33 protein-coding genes and 2 pseudogenes are annotated in these 25,564 nt (G+C 23.6%); 15 read left to right on the top strand and 20 right to left on the bottom strand.

Annotated elements, in window-relative coordinates:
- Positions 1–243: 243 nt before the first annotated feature.
- Genes AACL24_RS07845 through AACL24_RS07835 form a run of 3 tightly spaced genes read right to left on the bottom strand, consistent with a single transcriptional unit; the run spans position 244 to position 2,127 of the window.
- Positions 244–651: a transposase family protein gene (locus AACL24_RS07845; RefSeq protein ID WP_339045908.1), complete on the bottom strand. Its 408-nt coding sequence runs from the start codon at positions 649–651 to the stop codon at positions 244–246.
- Between the two features lie 23 nt (positions 652–674).
- Positions 675–1,097 carry a transposase family protein gene (locus AACL24_RS07840; protein ID WP_339045912.1) on the bottom strand — a complete coding sequence of 141 codons (423 nt, stop codon included), beginning with the start codon at positions 1,095–1,097 and terminating at the stop codon, positions 675–677.
- A 40-nt stretch (positions 1,098–1,137) separates the two neighbouring features.
- Complete coding sequence (locus AACL24_RS07835; RefSeq protein WP_339045938.1) at positions 1,138–2,127, bottom strand: rod shape-determining protein; 990 nt, start codon at positions 2,125–2,127, stop codon at positions 1,138–1,140.
- A gap of 665 nt (positions 2,128–2,792) precedes the next feature.
- On the opposite strand from AACL24_RS07835, the gene AACL24_RS07830 reads away from it, so the two are divergent.
- From AACL24_RS07830 to AACL24_RS15565, 8 genes are all read left to right on the top strand, one after another.
- Complete coding sequence (locus AACL24_RS07830; RefSeq protein ID WP_339045936.1) at positions 2,793–3,233, top strand: transposase family protein; 441 nt, start codon at positions 2,793–2,795, stop codon at positions 3,231–3,233.
- On the top strand, positions 3,230–3,418 hold the full coding sequence (locus AACL24_RS15570) for a hypothetical protein (RefSeq protein WP_422398087.1): 189 nt from the start codon (positions 3,230–3,232) through the stop codon (positions 3,416–3,418). Before AACL24_RS07830 ends, AACL24_RS15570 begins: the two co-directional genes overlap by 4 nt.
- A gap of 31 nt (positions 3,419–3,449) precedes the next feature.
- Complete coding sequence (locus AACL24_RS07825; RefSeq protein WP_339045934.1) at positions 3,450–3,716, top strand: transposase; 267 nt, start codon at positions 3,450–3,452, stop codon at positions 3,714–3,716.
- A 40-nt stretch (positions 3,717–3,756) separates the two neighbouring features.
- A complete protein-coding gene (locus AACL24_RS07820; protein ID WP_339045932.1) occupies positions 3,757–4,179 on the top strand; it encodes a transposase family protein in 423 nt (140 codons plus the stop codon).
- Between the two features lie 23 nt (positions 4,180–4,202).
- Positions 4,203–4,610, top strand: coding sequence for a transposase family protein (locus AACL24_RS07815; protein ID WP_339045908.1), 408 nt, complete (start codon positions 4,203–4,205; stop codon positions 4,608–4,610).
- 402 nt (positions 4,611–5,012) lie between these two features.
- Complete coding sequence (locus tag AACL24_RS07810; protein WP_339045930.1) at positions 5,013–5,411, top strand: hypothetical protein; 399 nt, start codon at positions 5,013–5,015, stop codon at positions 5,409–5,411.
- Positions 5,412–5,484: 73 nt separating this feature from the next.
- Positions 5,485–6,314, top strand: a protein-coding gene (locus tag AACL24_RS07805; protein ID WP_339045928.1) for an IS5 family transposase whose coding sequence is annotated in 2 segments (ribosomal slippage) — positions 5,485–5,881 and positions 5,881–6,314 — 831 coding nt in all. Because the reading frame shifts where the segments join, the coding sequence is not laid out codon by codon here.
- Positions 6,315–6,493: 179 nt separating this feature from the next.
- On the top strand, positions 6,494–6,643 hold the full coding sequence (locus AACL24_RS15565; RefSeq protein WP_422398086.1) for a hypothetical protein: 150 nt from the start codon (positions 6,494–6,496) through the stop codon (positions 6,641–6,643).
- On the opposite strand, the gene AACL24_RS07800 is transcribed toward AACL24_RS15565, so the two are convergent.
- A complete protein-coding gene (locus tag AACL24_RS07800) occupies positions 6,603–7,025 on the bottom strand; it encodes a hypothetical protein (protein WP_339045926.1) in 423 nt (140 codons plus the stop codon). The two genes, AACL24_RS15565 and AACL24_RS07800, sit on opposite strands and share 41 nt — an antisense overlap.
- Here AACL24_RS07800 and AACL24_RS07795 point away from each other — a divergent pair.
- Complete coding sequence (locus tag AACL24_RS07795; RefSeq protein ID WP_339045924.1) at positions 7,012–7,713, top strand: PTS transporter subunit EIIC; 702 nt, start codon at positions 7,012–7,014, stop codon at positions 7,711–7,713. The two genes, AACL24_RS07800 and AACL24_RS07795, sit on opposite strands and share 14 nt — an antisense overlap.
- Positions 7,714–7,721: 8 nt before the next feature.
- Here the strand turns inward: AACL24_RS07795 and AACL24_RS07790 are convergent.
- From AACL24_RS07790 to AACL24_RS07780, 3 genes and pseudogenes are all read right to left on the bottom strand, one after another.
- A pseudogene (locus tag AACL24_RS07790) lies at positions 7,722–8,003 on the bottom strand (transposase); the annotation flags it as partial.
- Positions 8,004–8,166: 163 nt separating this feature from the next.
- Entirely contained in the window at positions 8,167–8,361 is a 195-nt protein-coding gene (locus AACL24_RS07785; RefSeq protein WP_339045920.1) for a hypothetical protein, read from the bottom strand.
- 17 nt (positions 8,362–8,378) lie between these two features.
- The gene (locus tag AACL24_RS07780; RefSeq protein WP_339045918.1) at positions 8,379–8,678 is read right to left on the bottom strand and encodes a hypothetical protein; all 300 of its coding nucleotides are present in this window, start codon (positions 8,676–8,678) and stop codon (positions 8,379–8,381) included.
- Between the two features lie 296 nt (positions 8,679–8,974).
- Here AACL24_RS07780 and AACL24_RS07775 point away from each other — a divergent pair, with 296 nt between their 5' ends.
- From AACL24_RS07775 to AACL24_RS07755, 5 genes are all read left to right on the top strand, one after another.
- The gene (locus AACL24_RS07775) at positions 8,975–9,166 is read left to right on the top strand and encodes a hypothetical protein (protein WP_339045916.1); all 192 of its coding nucleotides are present in this window, start codon (positions 8,975–8,977) and stop codon (positions 9,164–9,166) included.
- Complete coding sequence (locus AACL24_RS07770; protein WP_339045914.1) at positions 9,114–9,899, top strand: Mbov_0401 family ICE element transposase-like protein; 786 nt, start codon at positions 9,114–9,116, stop codon at positions 9,897–9,899. The genes AACL24_RS07775 and AACL24_RS07770 overlap by 53 nt, the downstream gene beginning before the upstream one ends.
- 87 nt (positions 9,900–9,986) lie before the next feature.
- Positions 9,987–10,409 carry a transposase family protein gene (locus AACL24_RS07765; protein ID WP_339045912.1) on the top strand — a complete coding sequence of 141 codons (423 nt, stop codon included), beginning with the start codon at positions 9,987–9,989 and terminating at the stop codon, positions 10,407–10,409.
- 23 nt (positions 10,410–10,432) lie between these two features.
- Positions 10,433–10,840: a transposase family protein gene (locus tag AACL24_RS07760; protein WP_339045908.1), complete on the top strand. Its 408-nt coding sequence runs from the start codon at positions 10,433–10,435 to the stop codon at positions 10,838–10,840.
- Between the two features lie 196 nt (positions 10,841–11,036).
- On the top strand, positions 11,037–11,288 hold the full coding sequence (locus tag AACL24_RS07755; protein WP_339045910.1) for a hypothetical protein: 252 nt from the start codon (positions 11,037–11,039) through the stop codon (positions 11,286–11,288).
- A gap of 299 nt (positions 11,289–11,587) precedes the next feature.
- Here the strand turns inward: AACL24_RS07755 and AACL24_RS07750 are convergent, their stop codons facing one another.
- Complete coding sequence (locus AACL24_RS07750) at positions 11,588–11,995, bottom strand: transposase family protein (protein WP_339045908.1); 408 nt, start codon at positions 11,993–11,995, stop codon at positions 11,588–11,590.
- A gap of 23 nt (positions 11,996–12,018) precedes the next feature.
- The gene (locus AACL24_RS07745) at positions 12,019–12,441 is read right to left on the bottom strand and encodes a transposase family protein (protein ID WP_339045906.1); all 423 of its coding nucleotides are present in this window, start codon (positions 12,439–12,441) and stop codon (positions 12,019–12,021) included.
- Between the two features lie 850 nt (positions 12,442–13,291).
- On the opposite strand from AACL24_RS07745, the gene AACL24_RS07740 reads away from it, so the two are divergent.
- On the top strand, positions 13,292–13,636 hold the full coding sequence (locus AACL24_RS07740; protein ID WP_252320582.1) for a hypothetical protein: 345 nt from the start codon (positions 13,292–13,294) through the stop codon (positions 13,634–13,636).
- 66 nt (positions 13,637–13,702) lie between these two features.
- Here AACL24_RS07740 and lpdA read toward each other — a convergent pair whose 3' ends face one another.
- The 11 genes and pseudogenes from lpdA to AACL24_RS07680 form a co-directional block, all read right to left on the bottom strand.
- On the bottom strand, positions 13,703–15,199 hold the full coding sequence (gene lpdA / locus AACL24_RS07735) for a dihydrolipoyl dehydrogenase (RefSeq protein WP_339045904.1): 1,497 nt from the start codon (positions 15,197–15,199) through the stop codon (positions 13,703–13,705).
- Positions 15,200–15,215: 16 nt separating this feature from the next.
- On the bottom strand, positions 15,216–16,517 hold the full coding sequence (locus AACL24_RS07730; protein WP_339045902.1) for a dihydrolipoamide acetyltransferase family protein: 1,302 nt from the start codon (positions 16,515–16,517) through the stop codon (positions 15,216–15,218).
- Between the two features lie 30 nt (positions 16,518–16,547).
- Complete coding sequence (locus tag AACL24_RS07725) at positions 16,548–17,588, bottom strand: alpha-ketoacid dehydrogenase subunit beta (RefSeq protein WP_339045900.1); 1,041 nt, start codon at positions 17,586–17,588, stop codon at positions 16,548–16,550.
- Positions 17,589–17,590: 2 nt separating this feature from the next.
- Positions 17,591–18,748 (bottom strand): thiamine pyrophosphate-dependent enzyme, encoded by a 1,158-nt coding sequence (locus AACL24_RS07720; protein ID WP_252320590.1) that lies wholly within the window; start codon positions 18,746–18,748, stop codon positions 17,591–17,593.
- A 363-nt stretch (positions 18,749–19,111) separates the two neighbouring features.
- Positions 19,112–19,552, bottom strand: a complete 441-nt coding sequence (msrB, locus tag AACL24_RS07715; RefSeq protein ID WP_339045898.1) for a peptide-methionine (R)-S-oxide reductase MsrB — start codon at positions 19,550–19,552, stop codon at positions 19,112–19,114.
- Positions 19,553–19,581: 29 nt separating this feature from the next.
- Positions 19,582–20,778: an NADH-dependent flavin oxidoreductase gene (locus AACL24_RS07710; protein WP_339045896.1), complete on the bottom strand. Its 1,197-nt coding sequence runs from the start codon at positions 20,776–20,778 to the stop codon at positions 19,582–19,584.
- A gap of 1 nt (position 20,779) precedes the next feature.
- Positions 20,780–21,816: pseudogene (locus AACL24_RS15560) on the bottom strand (lipoate--protein ligase).
- 37 nt (positions 21,817–21,853) lie between these two features.
- The gene (locus AACL24_RS07695) at positions 21,854–22,222 is read right to left on the bottom strand and encodes a hypothetical protein (protein WP_339045890.1); all 369 of its coding nucleotides are present in this window, start codon (positions 22,220–22,222) and stop codon (positions 21,854–21,856) included.
- Positions 22,223–22,261: 39 nt separating this feature from the next.
- Positions 22,262–23,326 (bottom strand): alpha/beta hydrolase, encoded by a 1,065-nt coding sequence (locus AACL24_RS07690; protein ID WP_339045888.1) that lies wholly within the window; start codon positions 23,324–23,326, stop codon positions 22,262–22,264.
- 352 nt (positions 23,327–23,678) lie between these two features.
- Positions 23,679–24,508, bottom strand: a protein-coding gene (locus AACL24_RS07685) for an IS5 family transposase (RefSeq protein ID WP_339045885.1) whose coding sequence is annotated in 2 segments (ribosomal slippage) — positions 23,679–24,112 and positions 24,112–24,508 — 831 coding nt in all. Because the reading frame shifts where the segments join, the coding sequence is not laid out codon by codon here.
- Positions 24,509–24,813: 305 nt separating this feature from the next.
- The gene (locus tag AACL24_RS07680) at positions 24,814–25,500 is read right to left on the bottom strand and encodes a hypothetical protein (protein ID WP_339045883.1); all 687 of its coding nucleotides are present in this window, start codon (positions 25,498–25,500) and stop codon (positions 24,814–24,816) included.
- Positions 25,501–25,564: the final 64 nt, after the last annotated feature.

Genomic DNA, 25,564 nt, shown 5'->3' with positions numbered 1-25,564 from the left:
ATCACTAATACTTCCGGCAGCCTTCTCACCAGCAGTTCTTAGGACATATTCCGTAATTAAATTTAATTAATTGTCAATAAAATTGTTTTAAAACTATTTAGTGTTATTGAATATAGAAATAAATATTTTTTGAAAAAATAGTTTAAAAAATGAGTTTACATTTTAAACAAAAAATTGTTAATAATATTTTTATATTAACTCGATAAAAATTTAAATTTTAAAAAAATATTAAAAATATTTTTTTTATTTTAATGGTTTTATTTTATTAAAAATTTCACAAAGTAAGTTAAATCTTAAGTACATAAGTCTAAATTTAGATTTTCTACATTTATTTACTAAAATTTTGAATCTTTTCAATCAAGCAAAGACATGTTCAACTTTAATTCTAATTTTAGATACAATCTTATTGTATTTTCTTTCTTGTTTAGTTAATTTTTTATTTTTAGTTCTTTTAATTGGTATTATTGTATTTTTATAAATATTTTGTATACCTTGATATCCTAAATCACCAATAATTATTGTTTTTTCTGAAAATTCAAGATTTGAATTTTTTAATATTTGAAAATCATGCACTTTACCATTATCAGCAAAAATATCAACAATTTTTTTATTAAAAAAATCATATACAATTTGAAATTTTATAGAATACATTCAACTTTTACCAGAAAAATATTCTAACTGTAGTTTTTTTTAGTTGGTCTTTCAATTTCAATCTCAGTTGAATCAATTAAATAAAATTGAAATTCATTTGAATTTTCTTGTTTTTTATCAATTTTTAATTTATATCTTTCTTTTAAAAATTGGTAATCTTTGTGGTTACTAAGTTTATTTTCTACTCAAGTAATATTTCGAAAACAACTTGATGGGCTCATTTTAGATTTAATACTCATTTGAAAAAAAGTATAATATTCTTTTCAGTATAATAAAGTCATCATTAATCTTTCTTCTACTGAAAGTTTATTTTTTCGACCTTTATTTTTTTCTAATTTTTCTATTTCAATTAATTTTTCTAACATTTCATTAAAATGAAAACGTTTTATACCAAAATATCTATAAAATTCTTCATTTTTTAATTTTTTTAAATTTTCAAAAATCATTTTTATCAACACTTTTCTAAATTTATTGTTAATAACAAAATTATAAAATAAATTTTAAAATTATTAATTGACTTTTAAAAAATTTAATTACGGAATATGTCTTTAGTACTCTACGAATGGCTGGAATAATATGTTCTTTGAATTGAGCTTGCATAACATTTTCACGAATTTCTTCTGATGTAATTTCAATAGTTTTAGAAATTGACATTGTTTCTCCTGGTTGAGAATTTAATCTAGGTAATGAAAAACCCGAAATTGTGGATGGTTTTTCATCTTGATATTTCATAAGTGAACCAATATTTTTAATAACATCTTCAGCTTCTTTTATTCCAACTTTTAAGGCATGTTTTTTTATAATATATTCTTGAACTTTTTGTATTAAATAGTCACCAGCACAATGTGTTGTATATGAATATAATATTGAATTATTACTAATAATAGCAACATCAGTACTGCCACCACCAATATCAATGCACATAATTGCACTTCCAAAAATATCTTGCCCTGAGCCTAACGCTGCCATTTTTACTTCTTCTTGTACAAATCCACGGAGTGCTCCTAAACGATATACAATATTTTCTAAAGCTTCTTTTTGTACTGAATTAATTTCACTTGGTGTTGCCATCAACACAATCAAATTACAATTTTTATATAATTTTTCATGTTTTTTTATAGAATTGTTATTAATTTCTTTTAAATTTTTAATTTCAAGTCTGAAATCTTGAAAAATTTTAGTAAGAATACGTTGTAAAGCATCTGGATCAGCAATATTACCATCACGAACTGGACGTTTAATAATAACGTTTTCATTTGTTTTGTCAGTTAAAGCCTTAGCCTGTTCACCGTAAAGAATTCTATTTTTTTCATAGTCTTCAGCTAAATAGGTTGGAGCATCATATCTAAGACCTATATTAATATGTCTAGCTTTAAAGTTTTCTGTTCCGATATCTAAAGCTAATCATTGATAATCAGTTATTGATTTAAGTTTGTTATTTTTCTGATTTAAATTTTCTTTTCTTGTTTTAAACATTTCTCTAATTTTCCCTTTCTTTAAATACTTAAATTTTATCTAAATTAATTGGGAGCGTGTCGAAGATGTCGTTAACTAAAAAGTTTTAAAAATAGCTCCTTTCTTTTTTTACCCTTGAATTAAAAATAAATGACAAAAGACGAGAATAAAAATCTTGTCTTTTTTTGTAATTGTAAAATTTTAAAATTTTTAATAAACCTCTTTAACGCTATTATCAACACGTGTTAGGGAACTAAAAAAGTGAACTACAACACAGTTGTTAAAAATAGTAGCTAGCATGTGGACTTGCATGGATAAATAAAAAGTGGAGTGATACCTAATAAATTATACTAACCAGTAATGGTAATTCTTGGGGTGGGAGCGAATTGGAAACTAGTATATATAGACCTGTTGTAGGGACCTATTGTATTATTTGTATTCTTTATTTAACCAACCTTGCCACCCCCCAGTGAGCAAGTGTTGGTTTTATTTTTTATTTTTTTTGAAAAAATTTTTTGGGCGAGAAAATAAATTTCAAACTTGTAAAAAAAATTGAGCGGTGCCGGTTCAATTAAAATATTAATTTGTTAAACACAAATTAAATAAATATTAGACTTCTTGCAAAACCTATCTATTAAAAATTTAATTTTTAAAATAAAATTAAAAATAAAAAAGATAGGTAATCTATGATGTTTGATAAATTAAAAACTATTAACAATCCAGAATTATTAAGATTAACTGGTATAAATGATATTATTTTTAATAAAATTCTAGAAATTTTAAAGACAGAAGAAGTAAAAAAGTTTAAAAATGGTGGTACACCTAATAAATTATCATTAGAAAATCGTTTATTAATGACTTTAGAATATTGAAGAGAGTATCCAACTTATTTTCATATTGCTAAAAGTTATGGAATTAGTGAAAGTAGTTGCTATAGGAATATCAAGTGAATAGAAAATACTTTAATAAAACATCCTGATTTTCAAGAACTTGATGGGCAAAAATCACTGTTAAATAATAATTTTAAAGATAAAACAGTTATCATTGATGTGACTGAAAGTACTATTCAACGCCCAAAAAAAGTCAAAAACAATATTATTCAGGAAAAAAGAAAAAACATACAATAAAAACTCAAGTCATAATTGAAAAAGATAGTAAAAAAATTATAAGTTCTTATTTTTCTTATGGTAAAAATCATGATTTTAAAATTTTAAAAAATTCAAAAACGAAATTTTTATCAGAAACAACTATTTTAGTAGATTTAGGATGGATGGGTTACAATTTATTGGACACTAATTACGTAGACAAGTAAACAAATTTGTTAAAAGAAAGGAACTATAATTATGGCCAATATTAACTCATATACCGATGAATTTAAAAAACAAATAGTAGCTTTATATCAAAGTGGCAAATCAGTATCTTGCCTTGCTAAAGAATATAATGTTACAAGAGCAGCTACTTACAATTGAATTAAGCAATTTAGTAATTCAGGAAGTTTTAAAACTAAAGATAATCGTTCTTTTGAAGAAAATGAATTAATTAAATTAAAGACATATTCCGTAATTAAATTTTTTAAAAGTCAATTAATAATTTTAAAATTTATTTTATAATTTTGTTATTAACAATAAATTTAGAAAAGTGTTGATAAAAATGATTTTTGAAAATTTAAAAAAATTAAAAAATGAAGAATTTTATAGATATTTTGGTATAAAACGTTTTCATTTTAATGAAATGTTAGAAAAATTAATTGAAATAGAAAAATTAGAAAAAAATAAAGGTCGAAAAAATAAACTTTCAGTAGAAGAAAGATTAATGATGACTTTATTATACTGAAAAGAATATTATACTTTTTTTCAAATGAGTATTAAATCTAAAATGAGCCCATCAAGTTGTTTTCGAAATATTACTTGAGTAGAAAATAAACTTAGTAACCACAAAGATTACCAATTTTTAAAAGAAAGATATAAATTAAAAATTGATAAAAAACAAGAAAATTCAAATAAATTTCAATTTTATTTAATTGATTCAACTGAGATTGAAATTGAAAGACCAACTAAAAAAAACTACAGTTAGAATATTTTTCTGGTAAAAGTTGAATGTATTCTATAAAATTTCAAATTGTATATGATTTTTTTAATAAAAAAATTGTTGATATTTTTGCTGATAATGGTAAAGTGCATGATTTTCAAATATTAAAAAATTCAAATCTTGAATTTTCAGAAAAAACAATAATTATTGGTGATTTAGGATATCAAGGTATACAAAATATTTATAAAAATACAATAATACCAATTAAAAGAACTAAAAATAAAAAATTAACTAAACAAGAAAGAAAATACAATAAGATTGTATCTAAAATTAGAATTAAAGTTGAACATGTCTTTGCTTGATTGAAAAGATTCAAAATTTTAGTAAATAAATGTAGAAAATCTAAATTTAGACTTATGTACTTAAGATTTAACTTACTTTGTGAAATTTTTAATAAAATAAAACCATTAAAATAAAAAAAATATTAAAAATATTTTTTTAAAATTTAAATTTTTATCGAGTTAATATAAAAATATTATTAACAATTTTTTGTTTAAAATGTAAACTCATTTTTTAAACTATTTTTTCAAAAAATATTTATTTCTATATTCAATAACACTAAATAGTTTTAAAACAATTTTATTGACAATTAATTAAATTTAATTACGGAATATGTCCAATATAAGAATTCACAGGACTTTAAACTACTTAACTCCAGTTAAATATCAACAACAAATGTTTACCAAAAAATAGTCCTAAAAAGTGTTGCCATTCCACCATTACAACCAAATCAAAATTTATACTTAAATATTGATGATGGACATAGAAAATTTAAGTTTAATGAAAGACACAATACTAAAAATTGTAAAAAATGTTCTATGAGATTATTAGTATTTTGTACTGGTAAAAAGAAAAATGGAAAATTAATTAATAAAAGAGCTATATGTAAAATAAGAATATCAAAAACAGAAATTGGTGCAGAAAAAACAGCAAAATTAATTCAAACATATGGTAATTTATTTTTTGAAAATTTTGACCAAGCAAATTTAATAGTTTGTGGCGATAGTGCAAAATGAATTAGAAAAACTGCTACAATTTTAAATGCTAAATTTATTTTAGATAAATTTCATGCTTTTCATGTTTTATTTCTTGGAATAATGGCTGGAAGAAGAAAAAATAAAATAGCTAAATTACACTATGAAAATGCCATAAATTTATTTGCCAAAGGTCAATATTATGAATTAATTGATTTTTTACAATCACTAACTTTACAATAGACTTCTTGCAAAACCTATCTATTAAAAATTAAATTTTTAAAATAAAATTAAAAATAAAAAAGATAGGTAATCTATGATGTTTGATAAATTAAAAACTATTAACAATCCAGAATTATTAAGATTAACTGGTATAAATGATATTATTTTTAATAAAATTCTAGAAATTTTAAAGACAGAAGAAGTAAAAAAGTTTAAAAATGGTGGTACACCTAATAAATTATCATTAGAAAATCGTTTATTAATGACTTTAGAATATTGAAGAGAGTATCGAACTTATTTTCATATTACTAAAAGTTATGGAATTAGTGAAAGTAGTTGCTATAGGAATATCAAGTGAATAGAAAATACTTTAATAAAACATCCTGATTTTCAACAACTTGATGGGCAAAAATCACTGTTAAATAATAATTTTAAAGATAAAACAGTTATCATTGATGTGACTGAAAGTACTATTCAACGCCCAAAAAAAGTCAAAAACAATATTATTCAAGAAAAAAGAAAAAACATACAATAAAAACTCAAGTCATAATTGAAAAAGATAGTAAAAAAATTATAAGTTCTTATTTTTCTTATGGTAAAAATCATGATTTTAAAATTTTAAAAAATTCAAAAACGAAATTTTTATCAGAAACAACTATTTTAGTAGATTTAGGATATCAAGGTATACAAAACATACATAAAAATGTCTTATTACCTAAACGAAAATCAAAGAAAAACCCTTTAACTAAAGAAGAAAAGAAAAATAATAAGGCTATTTCAAAAATGAGAGTTGTTATTGAACATGTTTTTGCGATTCTTAAAAAATTTAAAATTATTAGTGAAAAATATCGAAATAGAAGAAAAAAATTTGCATTAAGATTTAATTTAATAGCTTCAATTTATAATTTACAATTATTAATTTAAATATATTTGATAATTTAATATTTTATTTTTTTATTTGAAATAATAATTTATGTTGTATTTTAATGACAAAAAATAAAACATATTTTGAACAATAATTTTTAAAAAATATTAAAAGTGTTATTAAAATAAATTTTTAAACTTAAAAAATGTGATTAATATCATAGTTTTGCAAGAAGTCTATTGAATGTCAAGGTCAAAAAGGACCAGAATATGTACTAACAGAACAAAAAATTAAAGAAACGGATGTCGTTATTTTAGCAACAGATGTTGCAATTGACTTAGAACGTTTTATTGGTAAAAAACATATACTTGTGGTACAAAACCAGTAGTTAAAGATGCTAAACAAACTATTAAAGAAAGTTTAACAAAAGCAAAAATATACGGTGAACCTAATGGAAATAGTGGTGATTTCATTTTAAATGCTTCGAAAGGTAAACCAGCAATTTTAAAACATTTATTAAGTGGAGTATCATATATGATACCATTTGTTGTTTTTGCTGGTTTAATTTTTGCTATTGTTGGTGATATCGCAAAAGGTACTTTTGGTAATGGATTTGAATTTAAAAATTCATGAGAAGAACAACTTGCTTGATTAAAAACAAATCCACCAGGAGTTAATTCTGGATTAATTGGTGGTACAACGCTAATGCATGTATTAATGATTATCAATAACATTGCTGGTATTGGTTTTACATTGATGATACCAATCATGGGTGCTTATATTGCTTATTCAATCGCAGGACGTCCTGGTATTGCTCCAGCAATGATTATTACATTTTTATTAGTATCACCTGGTACGGGAATGTGATTTGGATGAGAAATATTTAATCTTACTGCTAGTTCTAAAATTGATGCAAGTCAAACTTTTCAGGGTAATGCTAATGTTTCATGAACATTATTTGGTGCTCTTTATGTAGGACTAATGGCTGGTTATTTAGTTCGATTTGTAAATTCATGAAAAGTACCAAAATGATTATTACCAATTATGCCAATTATTATTATTCCTGTTTTTTGTACAGCAATTATTGCAATTCCAACCGCTTTCTTTTTAGCAGCACCATTTGGATATGTAATGGGTGCATTGGATTATGGTTTAAGTTGAATGGGATTACATCCAAATATAGGGTTTTTAGTTGGATTATTATTAGGAGCAATGGTTGGATTTGATATGGGTGGTCCAATTAATAAAACAGCTGTTCTTGTTGCAACATCATTAATGGTACAAGATGGTGGTCGATTAATGGGACCAGTAGCAGCAGCGATTCCGATTGCGCCATTGGGTTGTGCATTGACATCAACAGTATTTAGTCGTAAATTATTTACAAAAAAAGAACAATCAATGCCGGGACTTTTCAGAAATCTGTGTAACTTAGTGATTTTACAACTAAAATTTATTTAAAAAACACAGTTTTTAGGAAAGTCCGTCAATTCAATTTTACCTTGTTGGGTTATTAATTTTTTTGAACTTATACCATTACGAGCATTGTCACTATTACTATGTTGATTCTTATCATATCCTAAATAATTTTGCATCTCAGAATTCAACATTTTTTCTACTAATCTTTTTGTTAATTCTTTATATAATCCTCCCTCTTTAAAAACTGTTGTTAAATCTTCAGTATTTTCTAATAATAAATCTACTGCTTGTGATATTGGATCATTGTTATTAATATTTTGATTTTTAGCCATCTGTAACTCACTCTTTCTAGTCATTTAATTATATTTACTAGAATTAATTAAACATAGTTATTTTTGTAAGTTACACAGATTACTAAACATTACCTCAGGATAGGTTCCATCTCATTTTATATCTTTATCTTTATTAGGTTTAATTGCAAAATATAAATCTATTTTATAATGGTCTCCTCTTTGACTTTGTCAAATAGAAGCCCCCCCAGTGCGCATTATAATGATGGTCTAAAAAATAAGTCAAATCATTAGTTTTATGATGTGCTATTGAACCAATTATTAAACCAGTTACTCCACTTACTGCACCAGTTAATGCTAATGTTATTTTATTTAAATTTATTTTTATTCATGTTTTCATATTTATTTACTACTTTATTATAAATAATTTACTAACAGTTCTGCATTATCAATTTCATCATCATTTTTTAATTCTTTTCTAATTTCTTCTAACCATTCAGGTGCTAACTCATATTCAAGTTCATCTGCATGTTCTTTACATAAAAAAACATTGGTTACTTTTTTTTCGTCAACTCTTAATTGAACAATATTATCTGATACAATATTGCATCCTTTTCTTTGACAAATTACATCTTCATCAAAATTATCATTCATCATTTTAAATTGTTTTTGTTTATTTTTTACTTTTTTTCGAACTTTGCTTTTTTTCTTACTCATAAATTCTCCTTTTTTCTTTGTTTTACTTCTAAATTGTACTATTTTTGATTATTTTTACAAGTATGCTTTTAAATACAAAATAAACGCCTTTAATTTAGGCGTTTATTTTGTGAGACCTATACTATTAATTGTATTTAACTTGTTTATTATATTTTAAATATGAAAGTCCTTTTTTAAAAATATTTTAATTTAATTTTAAATTACACTTATAAATGTATATAATAAACCAGTCAATTAATATTTTAAAAATATTTACAATAAATTTAGAAATTTAAAAAATGATTAGGAGATTAAATATGGATTTTAATTATCGATGAACTTATAAAGAACAATATCCTAAAATTGATAAATTAATTTTAGAACATATAACAAAGAAATGAGAAAAATGAGATTGAAGAATAAAAAATACAAGAGATAAAAAGAAATATAAAATTATTGATTATCAATATCGAACAAGAAAAAACATTATATGGAATGGTAACATATAAAAGAAGAATTTATGAATATTTTGATGAAGAATTACAAAAATGAGTTCGTGTTTGTTTAGTTGATAAAATACTTCAATTACCTAAATATAAAAGAATTGGCGAAGACATTGAAGACACTATTATTGAAAATTTTGCAGATGGAAAAAGATATCATGATATTTGTGCTATTTGTAAAAAAGCAGGTATTAGTGTTAGTAGTGTTCATAGGGTTTTTAAAAATTTTGAAATAGTTGAAGCAAGTCCAGAAAAAGTAAAATTAGAAAAAAATCAACCTATTTTTGTAGCAATTGATGATGGACATCGAAAATTTTGAAATTTTAAACGTAAAGGTATAAAACACTCTATGCGATTAATAGTAACATATACAGATAATATTAATCACAAAGTACAAAATAAAAGAGTAAAAGCGATTATTAGAGCAACAAAAACAAAAATTGGAGTTAAAAAAACTGCTGAATTTGTTAAAGAACATTGTCAAAAATTTTATGAAAATATTGAACAAGCAAAAATTATTATTTGCGGTGATAGTGCAGGATGAATTAAAGAAGTTGCTGATTATTTAGGTGCACAGTTTGTTTTAGATAAATTCTATTTAATTAGAACATTATATCTTGGAATAATGGCTGGAAATAAAGAAAAATATTTAGAAGAATATAATCATTGTAAAAATTTAATTAATAATGGTCAATATGATGAATTAATTAACTATTTATATAAAAGACATATTCCGTAATTAAATTTTTTAAAAGTCAATTAATAATTTTAAAATTTATTTTATAATTTTGTTATTAACAATAAATTTAGAAAAGTGTTGATAAAAATGATTTTTGAAAATTTAAAAAAATTAAAAAATGAAGAATTTTATAGATATTTTGGTATAAAACGTTTTCATTTTAATGAAATGTTAGAAAAATTAATTGAAATAGAAAAATTAGAAAAAAATAAAGGTCGAAAAAATAAACTTTCAGTAGAAGAAAGATTAATGATGACTTTATTATACTGAAAAGAATATTATACTTTTTTTCAAATGAGTATTAAATCTAAAATGAGCCCATCAAGTTGTTTTCGAAATATTACTTGAGTAGAAAATAAACTTAGTAACCACAAAGATTACCAATTTTTAAAAGAAAGATATAAATTAAAAATTGATAAAAAACAAGAAAATTCAAATGAATTTCAATTTTATTTAATTGATTCAACTGAGATTGAAATTGAAAGACCAACTAAAAAAAACTACAGTTAGAATATTTTTCTGGTAAAAGTTGAATGTATTCTATAAAATTTCAAATTGTATATGATTTTTTTAATAAAAAAATTGTTGATATTTTTGCTGATAATGGTAAAGTGCATGATTTTCAAATATTAAAAAATTCAAATCTTGAATTTTCAGAAAAAACAATAATTATTGGTGATTTAGGATATCAAGGTATACAAAATATTTATAAAAATACAATAATACCAATTAAAAGAACTAAAAATAAAAAATTAACTAAACAAGAAAGAAAATACAATAAGATTGTATCTAAAATTAGAATTAAAGTTGAACATGTCTTTGCTTGATTGAAAAGATTCAAAATTTTAGTAAATAAATGTAGAAAATCTAAATTTAGACTTATGTACTTAAGATTTAACTTACTTTGTGAAATTTTTAATAAAATAAAACCATTAAAATAAAAAAAATATTAAAAATATTTTTTTAAAATTTAAATTTTTATCGAGTTAATATAAAAATATTATTAACAATTTTTTGTTTAAAATGTAAACTCATTTTTTAAACTATTTTTTCAAAAAATATTTATTTCTATATTCAATAACACTAAATAGTTTTAAAACAATTTTATTGACAATTAATTAAATTTAATTACGGAATATGTCCAAAGAATTAGATAATCATAAAAAATTAAAAAAACAGTATTTTAAAAATAATAAACAAGGTATTGAAAATCAAGGTGCAAAGTGAAATATAGGTTGCTTTACTGAAACTAATATTTGACATGTTTTAAAAGAAATGCTTGGTAATAGAACATATAATATTAGTATTTACATTAAAATGGTTATTTTTAAATGTAAGAACCTGTTTGGAATCTTTTGAAAAATTATTAATACAGTTTTTGAGTTTTAATTTATGTTAAAAATAACATGATTAAATGTATTTTATTTTTTTTATTTTTATTATTAAAAAAAATATAAGTGCTTTTTAAATAATTTGCCTGTATTTTGGACATATTCCGTAATTAAATTTAATTAATTGTCAATAAAATTGTTTTAAAACTATTTAGTGTTATTGAATATAGAAATAAATATTTTTTGAAAAAATAGTTTAAAAAATGAGTTTACATTTTAAACAAAAAATTGTTAATAATATTTTTATATTAACTCGATAAAAATTTAAATTTTAAAAAAATATTTTTAATATTTTTTTTATTTTAATGGTTTTATTTTATTAAAAATTTCACAAAGTAAGTTAAATCTTAAGTACATAAGTCTAAATTTAGATTTTCTACATTTATTTACTAAAATTTTGAATCTTTTCAATCAAGCAAAGACATGTTCAACTTTAATTCTAATTTTAGATACAATCTTATTGTATTTTCTTTCTTGTTTAGTTAATTTTTTATTTTTAGTTCTTTTAATTGGTATTATTGTATTTTTATAAATATTTTGTATACCTTGATATCCTAAATCACCAATAATTATTGTTTTTTCTGAAAATTCAAGATTTGAATTTTTTAATATTTGAAAATCATGCACTTTACCATTATCAGCAAAAATATCAACAATTTTTTTATTAAAAAAATCATATACAATTTGAAATTTTATAGAATACATTCAACTTTTACCAGAAAAATATTCTAACTGTAGTTTTTTTTAGTTGGTCTTTCAATTTCAATCTCAGTTGAATCAATTAAATAAAATTGAAATTCATTTGAATTTTCTTGTTTTTTATCAATTTTTAATTTATATCTTTCTTTTAAAAATTGGTAATCTTTGTGGTTACTAAGTTTATTTTCTACTCAAGTAATATTTCGAAAACAACTTGATGGGCTCATTTTAGATTTAATACTCATTTGAAAAAAAGTATAATATTCTTTTCAGTATAATAAAGTCATCATTAATCTTTCTTCTACTGAAAGTTTATTTTTTCGACCTTTATTTTTTTCTAATTTTTCTATTTCAATTAATTTTTTTAACATTTCATTAAAATGAAAACGTTTTATACCAAAATATCTATAAAATTCTTCATTTTTTAATTTTTTTAAATTTTCAAAAATCATTTTTATCAACACTTTTCTAAATTTATTGTTAATAACAAAATTATAAAATAAATTTTAAAATTATTAATTGACTTTTAAAAAATTTAATTACGGAATATGTCTTTTGTTAAAATTTTTTGAACATGAAAAAAGATCCTAAACAGGTTCTAACAAAATAAATTTAGAAACATAATTTAATGAATATAGTAATTATTGATTATTTCGCAATTTTGAATAGCATCTCAAAAATTATTATTTTTTATTTTTATTTTTAAACCAATAATGAAAAAAGTAAATAACATAGTTATAAAAAATAAAATTGGAACTAAAATTAAAACCAAAAAAATTTCACTTCGTAATTCAGTTCATTCATAATAATTTTCTTTAATATGATGAGTTCCAAGATTATAAAAATATTTTGCAGAATGCTCTATGATAAAACTTAATTGAAAATGTTTTAACATTTTAAATCCATTAATACAATTTAAATTTTTATCAAAATAAAAAAGATTAAAGTGACTAAAATCTATTAATATTAATCCTATAATTAAAGTTAAAATGCTTAAAATAAATAGTAATACAGTTATTAACTGTAATTTTTTCAGTGTTTTAATTTTCATTTTTAAATTCTCCTTAACATTATTTCATAAGTTTAACACTTAATAAAATTAATTATAAGTATTTTAGTTGCATTTAAGTTAAAAAAATTATATTATTTAAATACAATTTCATAAAATTCCAAATTATTTCTTGTCTAACATAATAATAAGACTATATGAATTAATTTATTCCGGATTTTTGACAATCTCCCTGGTTTTTTATCCAAAGTGACATAATTAACATTTTTTATCTCGAAAGGAACAATAATAAAATGTCAACAAATAAATATGATTTTGATATTGAAAAAGATAAAAATTGAGAACAAGCAGTAAAATGTAAAGAAAATATTTTTATTAAATGCCGAACAGAAAAAAATACTATTATATGCAAATTATTAGAAGATAAAGATAAAACAGAAATGCAACAAAATGAAGTAAAAACATTTCAAACACTATTTAAAAAAAGAACGTCAGAAAATAATAATTTATGTAATGAAAATTTAGAAAATATACAATTTGAACAAATAACTACATGAAATAAATATTTACAAAAAGAAATTAACAGTAATACCACTAATTATTTTTTTGATAAAAAAAGAAGAAGCAATACTTTTTAATCAATATTATATTAATTTTACAATAAAAATGTACGTAAAAATTTAAAGGTACATTTTTATTATTTTCTATTTTTTATTAACTTTGTATCATTCTAATTCTAAATCTTGTGCAACATCCATAACTACTTCTGACATTGTTGGATGTGGATGACAAGAAGAGGCTAATTCAACAATAGTACCTTCCGTTTGCATAATATTAACAATTTCAGCAATTATATCAGTAGCCGTTGAACATAAAATATGAGCACCTAGGATTTCTCCATATTTTTTATCAATAATTATTTTAACAAAACCATCAGTCTCACCATCAGCCAATGCCTTACCATTAATAGTAAATGGTATTTTCTTCATCAAATATTCTTTACCTAAAGATTTACATTCAGTTTCAATTAAACCAACGCTTGCCACTTCAGGGAATGAATAAATACAACTAGGAATTTTATTATAATCTACTTCTTGCTCTTTCAATGGCTGATTATCAGCATCCGTTCTACCTTCTTTAACTAAAATATTATTAAGTGCTGCTAATCCTTGTGTTGACGCAACGTGAGCAAGCATTCTTTGACCATTAGCATCTCCAATTACATATATATTATCAATAACATTATTGTTAGCATCTAAAGCTTCCAATTTATTATTTACGGCAAATGCTTGATTAGGCTTAATTTGAATTCCCAAATTAGTAAAACCTTCAGTAATTGGCGTTCTTCCAGTACTTAATAAACAATAGTCGCTAGTTACTGTTAATGGTTTTTTATGTTCTTTATCGGTTGCAGCATAATAAGTTAAAGTTTTATCCTTTAATTCATTAACACTATGACCAGTAATAATATTAACACCATTTTTTTCAAGAATTTTAGTTAAAGTTGTACTAATATCTTCATCTAGTAATGCTAAAATACGATCTAAATATTCAATAATAGTAACTTTAGTACCAAGTGTACTAAATAAACAAGCAAACTCAATTCCAATAACACCACCACCAATAATAGTTAGTGTTTTTGGAACTTCTTTTAAAGAAAGAATTTCAGTCGAAGTTAATAATGTTTGGTTTGTTTTTAAATCTTTTTCACTTAAACCTTGTGGACCATTAGGATTATCAAACATTTTTACTTTTGAACCAGTAGCAATTATCATATATTTAGTAGTATATTTCTTTTCTTTACCGTCTTTAGCTTTCACTAAAATCGTATTTTTATCAATAGCACTTCCAGTTCCTAATAATTGTTCAACTTTATTAGATTTCATTAAAAAGCCAACACCACCAGTTAAACCTTTAACAACACCAGCTTTACGATCTTGCATTACTTTTCAATTAATTTCAATATTTTTTTTATCTTTAATAGCAACACCATATTTATCAGCATTTTCAATATAATGAAAAACTTTTGCGCCCTTTAGTAACGTCTTAGTAGGAATACATCCAACATTTAAACAGACTCCACCTCAGTTATCTTTTTCAACAATTGCAGTTTTTAAACCCATCTTTGCTGCTCGAGCCGCTGTTACATAACCACCAGGACCTGCCCCGATAATTATTAAATCAAAATCATAGTTAGACATCTTTTACATTTTCTCCTTAAGCTAAAATTAATGTTGGATTTTCTAATAACTCTTTAAGTCGAGAAAGGAAATAACCAGCAGGTGCACCATCAATAACACGATGATCAATTGAAAGTGATAATGGAAAGAACTTATGTTCAAAAATTTTACCATCAGCAATAATTAGTTTTTTTTGCATCATTCCTAGACCCAGAATTGCTACTTCTGGATAATTAATAACTGGTGTTCCCATTTCAATTCCTGCTGAACCAAAATTAGTAATAGTAAATGATCCACCTTGCATTTCATCACCTTTTAATAGCCCCTTACGAGCTTTATCACCCAATGAATTAACTTGTCTTGCTATTTCAAATAATGAAAGTTGATCAGCATTTTTAATAACAGGAACTACTAAACCCTTTTCAGTATCAGCTGCCATACCAATGTTATAATATTTTTTAACAAGAATTTCATTATTAGCCATGTTCAAAGTTGAATTAAGTAATTTAAATCGTTCTTCTTTTAACGCTTTAGCAACAGCCTTTACAAAGAATGGCATAAATGTTAATTTAGCACTACCATCTGGATCTTTTTCCGCTGGTTCTTTTAAAGTTGCACGTAATTGTACTAAGTTTTCAGCATCAACATTAATCATTAAACTAACATGTGGTGCTGTATAAACTGATAATGACATTTGATTAGCAACAGCCTTACGAATTCCTGATAATGGTAAATGTTCAACATTACCAAAACTTTCGATTTTAGTAACATTAATACCTTGTGAACTAATAGTTGTAGCAGAAACTGAAGATATTGAATTAATAGGTGTTGTTGATGCAGTAGCACTAGTTGTTGTACCACCATTCTTGGCATTTAATAAATCATCTTTTAAAATTCTACCACGAGGACCAGTTCCTTTAATTGTTCCCATATCAACACCTAAGTCACGAGCCATTCTACGTGCTAATGGTGTTGCTAATACTTTACCCGTTTGTTGAATAGGTTGCACATTTTGTTTTGGTAATTCAACTGGTGATACTGTAGATGTACTAGCAACTGATTCAGATTTTGGTGAAGAATTTGTTGATGAAGGACTTTTATTATCACTAATTGTCCCACCAAACTCAACAATAACAGCACCTGACTTAATACTATCTCCTTCTTTAACAAGAATCTTAGAAACTTTACCATCTGCTTCGGCTTTAATACTATCTGAAGCTTTATCTGCTTCGATATCAACAACATTATCACCTTTTTTTACATTATCTCCAACTTTAACATGAATTTGAGTTACAGTAACTTCATCGATTCCATCCATATCTTTAAACTTCAATTCCATCTTTTCACTTTCCTTTCTTTAAACAACTAACTAAACTGGATAATTCATCATTAGTTTAACTTTTTCCATAATTTTATCTGGACTAATTATAAATCATTTTTCACCTTTAGACAGTGGAACAGTAATATCATAACCCGTTAATCTTGTTGGAGGACATTCTAAATATTCAAAACACTTTTCATTAACAATGGTAATAATTTCTGAGGCAACTGAAAATGAACGAACCGCTTCTGAAACAACTAATAATCTTCCTGTTTTTTTAACAGAATTAACAACTGTTTCTTCATCTCATGGTTGTAATGTTTGTAAATCAATTAATTCAATTTTAAAATTTTCTTTTTCTTCTAAAATTTTAACAGCAGCTTCACAATCATAAACTTTTGAACCATAAGTTACAATCGTTAAATCAGGTTTTTCTTCAGCCTTATATTCTTTAAGAACTTTAGCTTTACCAAGAACAGCCACTTCATAAGCATCACTAACTTCTTCTCTAACATCATATGTATAATTATTGCTAGTATAACTATTGAAATAAGTTCCTAAACATTCTAAAACAATAACAGGATCTGGACTTTCAATTGCTGCCAATAATAATTTTTTAGTATCATTAGGTTTTGAAGTCATAACTACTTTTAAACCTGGAATATGACAAAATAAAGCTTCAATTGCTTCTGAATGATGCTCCAAAGCACCATTATTACCATTATTTCAATCATATGAAGGCATACGTACTACCATTGGACAAGTGAATCTACCACGAGAACGATTTCTCATTCGTGCAGCATGACATAACAATTGTTGAAAAGCAGGGAAAGCAAATCCTGAAAATTGCATTTCAATAATTGGATTTAAACCATTAATTGCCATTCCAACGGCACTACCAGCAATAACTGCTTCAGCAATTGGTGCATCAAAACAACGATTAACGCCAAATTTTGCTTGTAAACCTTTAGTTGCTCGAAAAACACCACCAACATTACCGGCATCTTCACCATAAACAACAACATTAGGATTTTTTTTCATTGCTAATTCTAAGGCTAAAGTAATAGCTTGCACATTATTTCTTTTCATAATTATTTTTTCTCTCCTTCATTGAAGAAAGCTTTTGCTTCTGCTTTTTGTTCTATTAATTGTGGTGTTAATTTTTCATATGTATAATCAAATATTTCATCAATTGAAACACTTTCATTTTTTAATGCTCAAGTAATTGCATCATTAACCTTTTTAGTAATTTGTTTATCTAATTCTGCTTGTTTGTTGTCATCTCAAAGTTTAATTGATTTTAAATATTCTCTAATACGATCGATTGGATCTTTTTTTAATCATTCTTGTTCAATTTTATAATCTTCAGCAGAAAAATAATCTTTTTTAATATCAAAAGCAGAATGCGCATTTTGACGATAAGTAACAGCTTCAATTAATGAAGGACCATTACCTTTTTTTGCTCTTTCAATTGCTTCTTGTGTAGCATAATAAACAGCAAAAAAATCATTACCATCAACACGAATATTAGGTACACCAAATGCTGTTCCTTTTTGTGCAAAAGTTGGACTCATTGTTGCTTTAGCAGTTGGTGTATCTAATGATCACTGATTATTTTCAACAAAGAAAACAACAGCTAATTTATGGATAGCAGCAAAATTAATTGCTTCAGAAAACTCACCTTCAGAAGTACCACCATCACCAATCGTAGTAATAACAATTCCTTTATCTTTTTTATATTTTTCAGCAAAAGCAATACCTGTTGCATGTGAATATTGAGTAGCAATTGGAATATTAACTGGTAAAATATTAACACCTTTCGGCATTTGACTTCCCATTTCATTTCCTAATCAATATTGAATTACTTTTTCAACTGGATATCCAGCAGTAATTCATGCTGCATTATTACGATAAGCTGGTACTAATCAATCAATACCTGGTCGTAAGCAACTAGCATAAGCAACTTCAACACCTTCTTGACCTTTTGAAGATAAAAAGTTAATAACTTTTCCGATTACTTTTGGAATTCCATTTACTAATTTAACTTGTCCTTTTTCATCTTTTTCATAGTTTAATTCCATTTGCATTTGTTCTTGTATTCGTGAAAAACACATGTTTTCATATGCTTTTAATAAAACCTTACTATCAAATTTTTTTAAATAATCAACAAAATTAGGATTAATTACTCCTTTTTCATTTAATATTTGAAAAATTTCTTTTTGGGGATTATCAAATTTCTCAACTCACATTTAAATTTTCCTCCTAAATATTTTAGTTAATTGCAGTTACACTTTTAATTATACTAATTTTTAAAATAATGAATGAACATACCTTTTCATTATACTACTAATAATTGTTGGTTCAAGATAATTTGTACTAAAATATTAATTTATCTCCGGTTTTATTAATATACTATTTTTTTTATTTCCTATTATCATGTAAAAATGAAAAATATATTCTAACAATAAACAAAACAGAAAAAATAATTTAAATCATAATATCATTGTTTATTTATTTTTTACAACATAAAGTCCTAATAAAATTAGGACTTTATAATAAAATTTATAATCATAAAACATTATCAAGATAATAAATATACAATAAAAATATTTTTATTTAATGTAAGATAAATATTCTTCATATCCTTCTGTAATCATTTCTGATAACGGAATAAAACGTAAAGCTGCTGAATTAATACAATAGCGTAAACCGCCTTCTTTTTGTGGACCATCCTTAAAAAAATGCCCTAAATGAATATCATTTTTTTTAGAACGTACTTCAGTACGCTGCAACATTAGGTTAGTATTATCTTCCTTTTTAAGGATAACTATTTCACTAATTGGTCTTGTAAAACTTGGTCAGCCATGACCAAAATTACATTTATCTGATGATGCAAATAATGGTTCACCTGATAAAATATCGACATAAATTCCCTTTTCCTTATTATCTCAATATTTATTTTTAAAAGGAAGTTCCGTTACTGAATTTATAATGACCTCATATTGTAAAGTAGTTAACTCATTAATAGTTTTAATTTTTCATTTTTGTTTCATATTTTTTTTACCTTTTTCTAAACAAAATATTAATTTTTAGTTGAATAATTATTTTCTAACTTTCTTAACTCATCCCTAGTATCTTTAGGTAAACTTTCACCATAATCCATAAGTTTAACCATTTCCTTAAAAGCAGCTTTAGGAATAGCTAATTTTTCAATATCTTTTTCAGTAATATGTAAATTAATTTTATCAATTTGCATAGTTTTTATTTTTCTAACAAAATCAGGTTCGGCTACAAAAACAGAAGATAATCCTATCATATCTCCATATTCTAAGGCTTCTAAACATTTATCAGGACTATTTATACCACCACTAACAATAACAGGAATACGTTGATTAATGTGTTGATAAACAACTTTATTCACTAATTGATTAAAATATTCCCCCTGAGATTGAACTTTATATTTATATATATTTCTTCCCCAACTAGCTAGTGCTAAATAATCAATTTTAATGTTTATTAATACTTGATCCATGAATTGTAAAAAATCTTCAATTGGATAACCTATTTCTTGACCTCTAGTTTCTTCAGCTGTAGCTCGATATCCTAAAATAAAATTTTCACTAGCATGCTTATCAATTGTTTCTCTTACTGCTTGTAAAATTTCTAATCCCAAACGTGAACGATTTTCTAAATTTTGATTACCATAAATGTCATTTCTTTGATTACTAATTACTGAAAAAAAAGCTTGAATTAAAAGTTTTTGTGCTGAAGAAATTTCGACACCATCAAAACCAGCTTCAATAGCCCTTAAGGTATCTTTTTGATAATCTTTAATTAATTCTTTGATTTGCTTAATACTCAGTTCTTGAACTTCATGTGGAAAAGGATACATAAAAGATTGCTTAGAAGGTCCAACTACATAACCTAAACGATTTAAACTAATTATAGAAAAACGACCTGAATGTGCTAACTGTAAAATAGCTTTTGCACCTTTTGATTTCATAGCATTAGCAACTTGTTTTAATGAATCAATATGTTCATCATTAGCAGCAGAAAAACCAAATTCAAAAATTTGTCCCTCTAAATTAATATAAGCAGCACTAGATATCGCTAAGTATGCACTATGAGCTCTTTTAAGAGCATAATCAATATTTTCTTTACTAGCAAAACCATCATAACTAGAAACATTTAAGGTAATTGGTGAAAGCACAAACCGATTATCAAAAACAAAATTTTTAATTTTGATTGGTGAAAATAACTTAGAATATTTTTTATTCATGTTAACTCAAAATTAATTCTAAAAATTGGTTATTATCTATTTTCTTTAAAAAATATGAAGAAATATCCAATTCTTGTAATTTTATTTTTAAATCTTGTTTAATCATTTTAGTACCTTCAAGACCTTTCTCAAAAATAGTTAAATCTTTTGTAGCAAAAAAATCACCACTAATTTTGCAACTTTTAATTTTACCATTATCAATTATTAATGAAATATTCATTGTTCCAATTTCTAAACGTGCTTCACGATTATATTGATAGCGAGGACTTAAACCATAAACCCATTCTCAATTCTTATACTTTTGATCAACTAACTTGTCAATTTCTAGTCATTGCTCATTTGATAAAACGTATCGTTCAACATCTGCTATTTTTTCTACATTCATCAATCGTTTAATAATTTCATCTTTAAACTCAAAAATAGTTAATTTTTTGAATTCTTCATTAAGGTGATTTTTTAATTTATCTACTCTTTGATTAATTGATTTAATTCCTTTTGATTCATTTTTTTTACAACTTGGTTTAAGTGCCAAGATCATAGCATCCAAATCAATATCATAAAGTAATGAATAACCACCATAAATAATATTATCTTCTTTTAACATAGCTGCTCCAGAAACTTTTTTACCATTAATTGCCAAATCATTTTTTCCACTTTGCATGATATTTTTAATCCCATATCTTTAAGCACTTTTATAATTGGCTTATAGAATTCTTGGTAATTAGCATAAATCGAATTAGTATTAGAATTTAATGGAATTAAAAAACAAAAATTTACTGAATTTGAATCAATAAAAATAGCTCCTCCTCCAGTATCACGACGCACAACTGGAATATTATTTTTATCCAAATATTCTTTATTAACTTCAACCTCTGGATTTTGAAAATATCCCAATTGAATATGAGGATCAAAAATAAAAGGAAATATTATCGTTTTGTTTTTTACTTTTAAATTATTTAGTGCTCATACTTGAATCGCTAAAGCATAAGCTCCATCTTTGATATATTTACCATTTCTTATAGGTTCAATTAAAATCATAATATTCCTCCAATTTTATTAAATTTGTAAATCAATTTTAATTTTCTTCAAGTTCTAAAAATTCTTTTTCAACTACATCTGTTAATTTCAAAATTCAATTATCTTTAGACTTTTTTGAATTGAAAAGAGTTGGATTTTCAATTGCTCTTTGATTATATTCCAAAACCTTTCCTGTTAGTGGACTGCGCGCATGCAAAATAGCTTTTGAAGCCTCTACTGTTAATACTAAATCATTTTTATTAACTACATCATTTTCTGTATTATATTTAACATAACACGCCATACCCATATCATCTTGTAATTTGGGTGTAGGACTAATTATGTATATATTATCTCTTTTTTCTATTATTAAACAATTTGCATTTTTTTCATTTTTACCCCCTAAAATAAAATAAGAAATGTTCAATGAATAAATTAAGACTATAGTAATTTTTCTTAACTCTATCTAATTATTATTCATTTCATATTTATTTATAAATTTTTTTATCTCATTAATATAAGTTTGATGAGCATCTGGCAAAGTTTCAACATGACCAATATTTTCTAAAAATAAATAATTATAATTTTTATTATTACCTTTAATTTGAAAATTATGAATAACATTAGCCATGAAAAATGGGACAAAATCATCTTTTTTACCATGAATTAATAAGGTAGGAACTTTAAATCCTGTTTTTAGTTTTTTTAATAAATCATATTCTAAAATATTTGTATTTGTAAATTTTTGATATCTTTTAGATATACCATTACTAATTAATCATCAAGGTTTTTTATAACGATATTGCATGACGTAACGAAATTGAACAAGTAGATTAGAGAATCCACAATCAGTAATTGCTCAATTAATTGAACTGATTGGTGCATAATTCAACAAATAATAATTAATTGTTGATGCGCCCATACTATTACCAATTAAACCAATTGTTTCAACTTGATAATTAGTCTTTAATCAATTAATTAAACAATTAACATCTTGCGCACAAGTAAGACCAGTATCACTATATTGACCATAAGTTTTACCATGAGCAACACTATCAAATGTTAAAATATTATATCCTTCTTCATAAAATCAAGAGACTAACCTTAAAGCTAAATATTTATTTTCAGTTCAACCATGAAAACCAATAACTCATTTGTTGCTTTTATTTTTTTGAATAACAGCTAAACAACTAATATCTTCATTATTATTATTTTTAATAACAAATTCTTGATAATTTTCTTTTTTTCAATCAATTGGATAACCATATTTATTAAGTTCTTTAATCTTACAATCATAATAATGATAATCAAAACTATTAATATCAACTAATTGATCATCATTAATTTTAACATTTTCTTCTTTTTGATAAGTAAAACAAAATTTAAAAAATTGTTTTTGATATTTTTTTGAATAAAAATAAACAAAAGGAAATAATAAAATAACTAATAAAATTTTGCTAAAAGAATAACAAAATTTTTGATAACCATTCATTAAAATTTCGTCACTAACAGAATCATTTATTACCTTCATTTCCCAGTCTCTCCTATCTAACAAATTTGTATCAAATCCATATTTGATTAAAAAAATAACTAGTTTTATTTTTTATATACCGTGTCCTTTTTTTGTTACAATCTAATTTTCCTTAAAAAATATTTTTTTTCAAGATCTATTTTTAAATTTATAAAAATAATATATTATTCAATAGACTTCTTGCAAAACTATGATATTAATCACATTTTTTAAGTTTAAAAATTTATTTTAATAACACTTTTAATATTTTTTAAAAATTATTGTTCAAAATATGTTTTATTTTTTGTCATTAAAATACAACAAAAATTATTATTTCAAATAAAAAAATAAAATATTAAATTATCAAATATATTTAAATTAATAATTGTAAATTATAAATTGAAGCTATTAAATTAAATCTTAATGCAAATTTTTTTCTTCTATTTCGATATTTTTCACTAATAATTTTAAATTTTTTAAGAATCGCAAAAACATGTTCAATAACAACTCTCATTTTTGAAATAGCCTTATTATTTTTCTTTTCTTCTTTAGTTAAAGGGTTTTTCTTTGATTTTCGTTTAGGTAATAAGACATTTTTATGTATGTTTTGTATACCTTGATATCCTAAATCTACTAAAATAGTTGTTTCTGATAAAAATTTCGTTTTTGAATTTTTTAAAATTTTAAAATCATGATTTTTACCATAAGAAAAATAAGAACTTATAATTTTTTTACTATCTTTTTCAATTATGACTTGAGTTTTTATTGTATGTTTTTTCTTTTTTCCTGAATAATATTGTTTTTGACTTTTTTTGGGCGTTGAATAGTACTTTCAGTCACATCAATGATAACTGTTTTATCTTTAAAATTATTATTTAACAGTGATTTTTGCCCATCAAGTTGTTGAAAATCAGGATGTTTTATTAAAGTATTTTCTATTCACTTGATATTCCTATAGCAACTACTTTCACTAATTCCATAACTTTTAGCAATATGAAAATAAGTTCGATACTCTCTTCAATATTCTAAAGTCATTAATAAACGATTTTCTAATGATAATTTATTAGGTGTACCACCATTTTTAAACTTTTTTACTTCTTCTGTCTTTAAAATTTCTAGAATTTTATTAAAAATAATATCATTTATACCAGTTAATCTTAATAATTCTGGATTGTTAATAGTTTTTAATTTATCAAACATCATAGATTACCTATCTTTTTTATTTTTAATTTTATTTTAAAAATTTAATTTTTAATAGATAGGTTTTGCAAGAAGTCTAATATTTAAATACACTTATTGAATATTTAAAAATTAAAAAATAAGAATATATTTTGTTTAATTGCTTATTTTCTAGTACCATGTAAAAAAAAGAAAAATATGATCCAACAGCAAACAAACCAATAAATGTTAGGCAAAAAAATACTGGTTGATAAATATTGGTGAATGATAGTTTATAATCAACTGAAGGAACAATCTGAAAAAAATTATAATAATTTTTATCACTTTGACTATAAAAAAATAAAATTAATTCAAGTTATATATTTTTGTGGTACAAAATATCCAATAATAATGGTTGGTGTTGAAATTGTATATGTCATATCAATAAAAAAGTCACCAAATAAAATAGAAGTTAAAAAAATAATTATATTAATTATTTGAATTATATAAGGATTTTTTATAGAACCAGAAATTAATAAAGCCAAGAAAAAAATAACAATAATATTTAGACTAATACTAAATATAAGACCAAATCATTGTGAAAAAGTTTTCATTGCTAATATTCATACTGTCATGATATTAGTTCCTTGTAACTTATCAAGAAAAAATAAATATCCAAGTAATATAAATACTGTACAAAAAGAAATAACAAAAATAACAATTAATAAACTTAAAATAAATGCAATCTTATTGATACCAAAATTGTGTAATTGTTTTAAAAAAACTGATTCGCGTCATTGACAAATAATATCTCCAATTAAAAAAATATTAAATAATATTGGTAATAAAATATAACTAGAAACTATAATATAACGATTATATTTAATAATTGACTGTGATGTTAAAAAATAAACTAAACTAAGTAAAATAACAGGCATTATTAAAAAGTAAATATAAGTTCTAAATGTTTTTAAAATCGTTTTAAACATATAACTTATACAATGACTAAAAATTACTATACTATTTTTATTTTTCATATTTCACCTTTAAATTTCTATATTAAACACAAATGATTGTTGAGAAATAACATTATTGTTATAA

It is taken from the genome of Spiroplasma endosymbiont of Colias croceus, assembly GCF_964020095.1.
GTDB lineage: Bacteria > Bacillota_I > Bacilli_A > Mycoplasmatales > VBWQ01 > Spiroplasma_E.
Note: the sequence above shows the minus strand (reverse complement) of the source record. Positions and strands in the feature narration are given on the sequence as shown.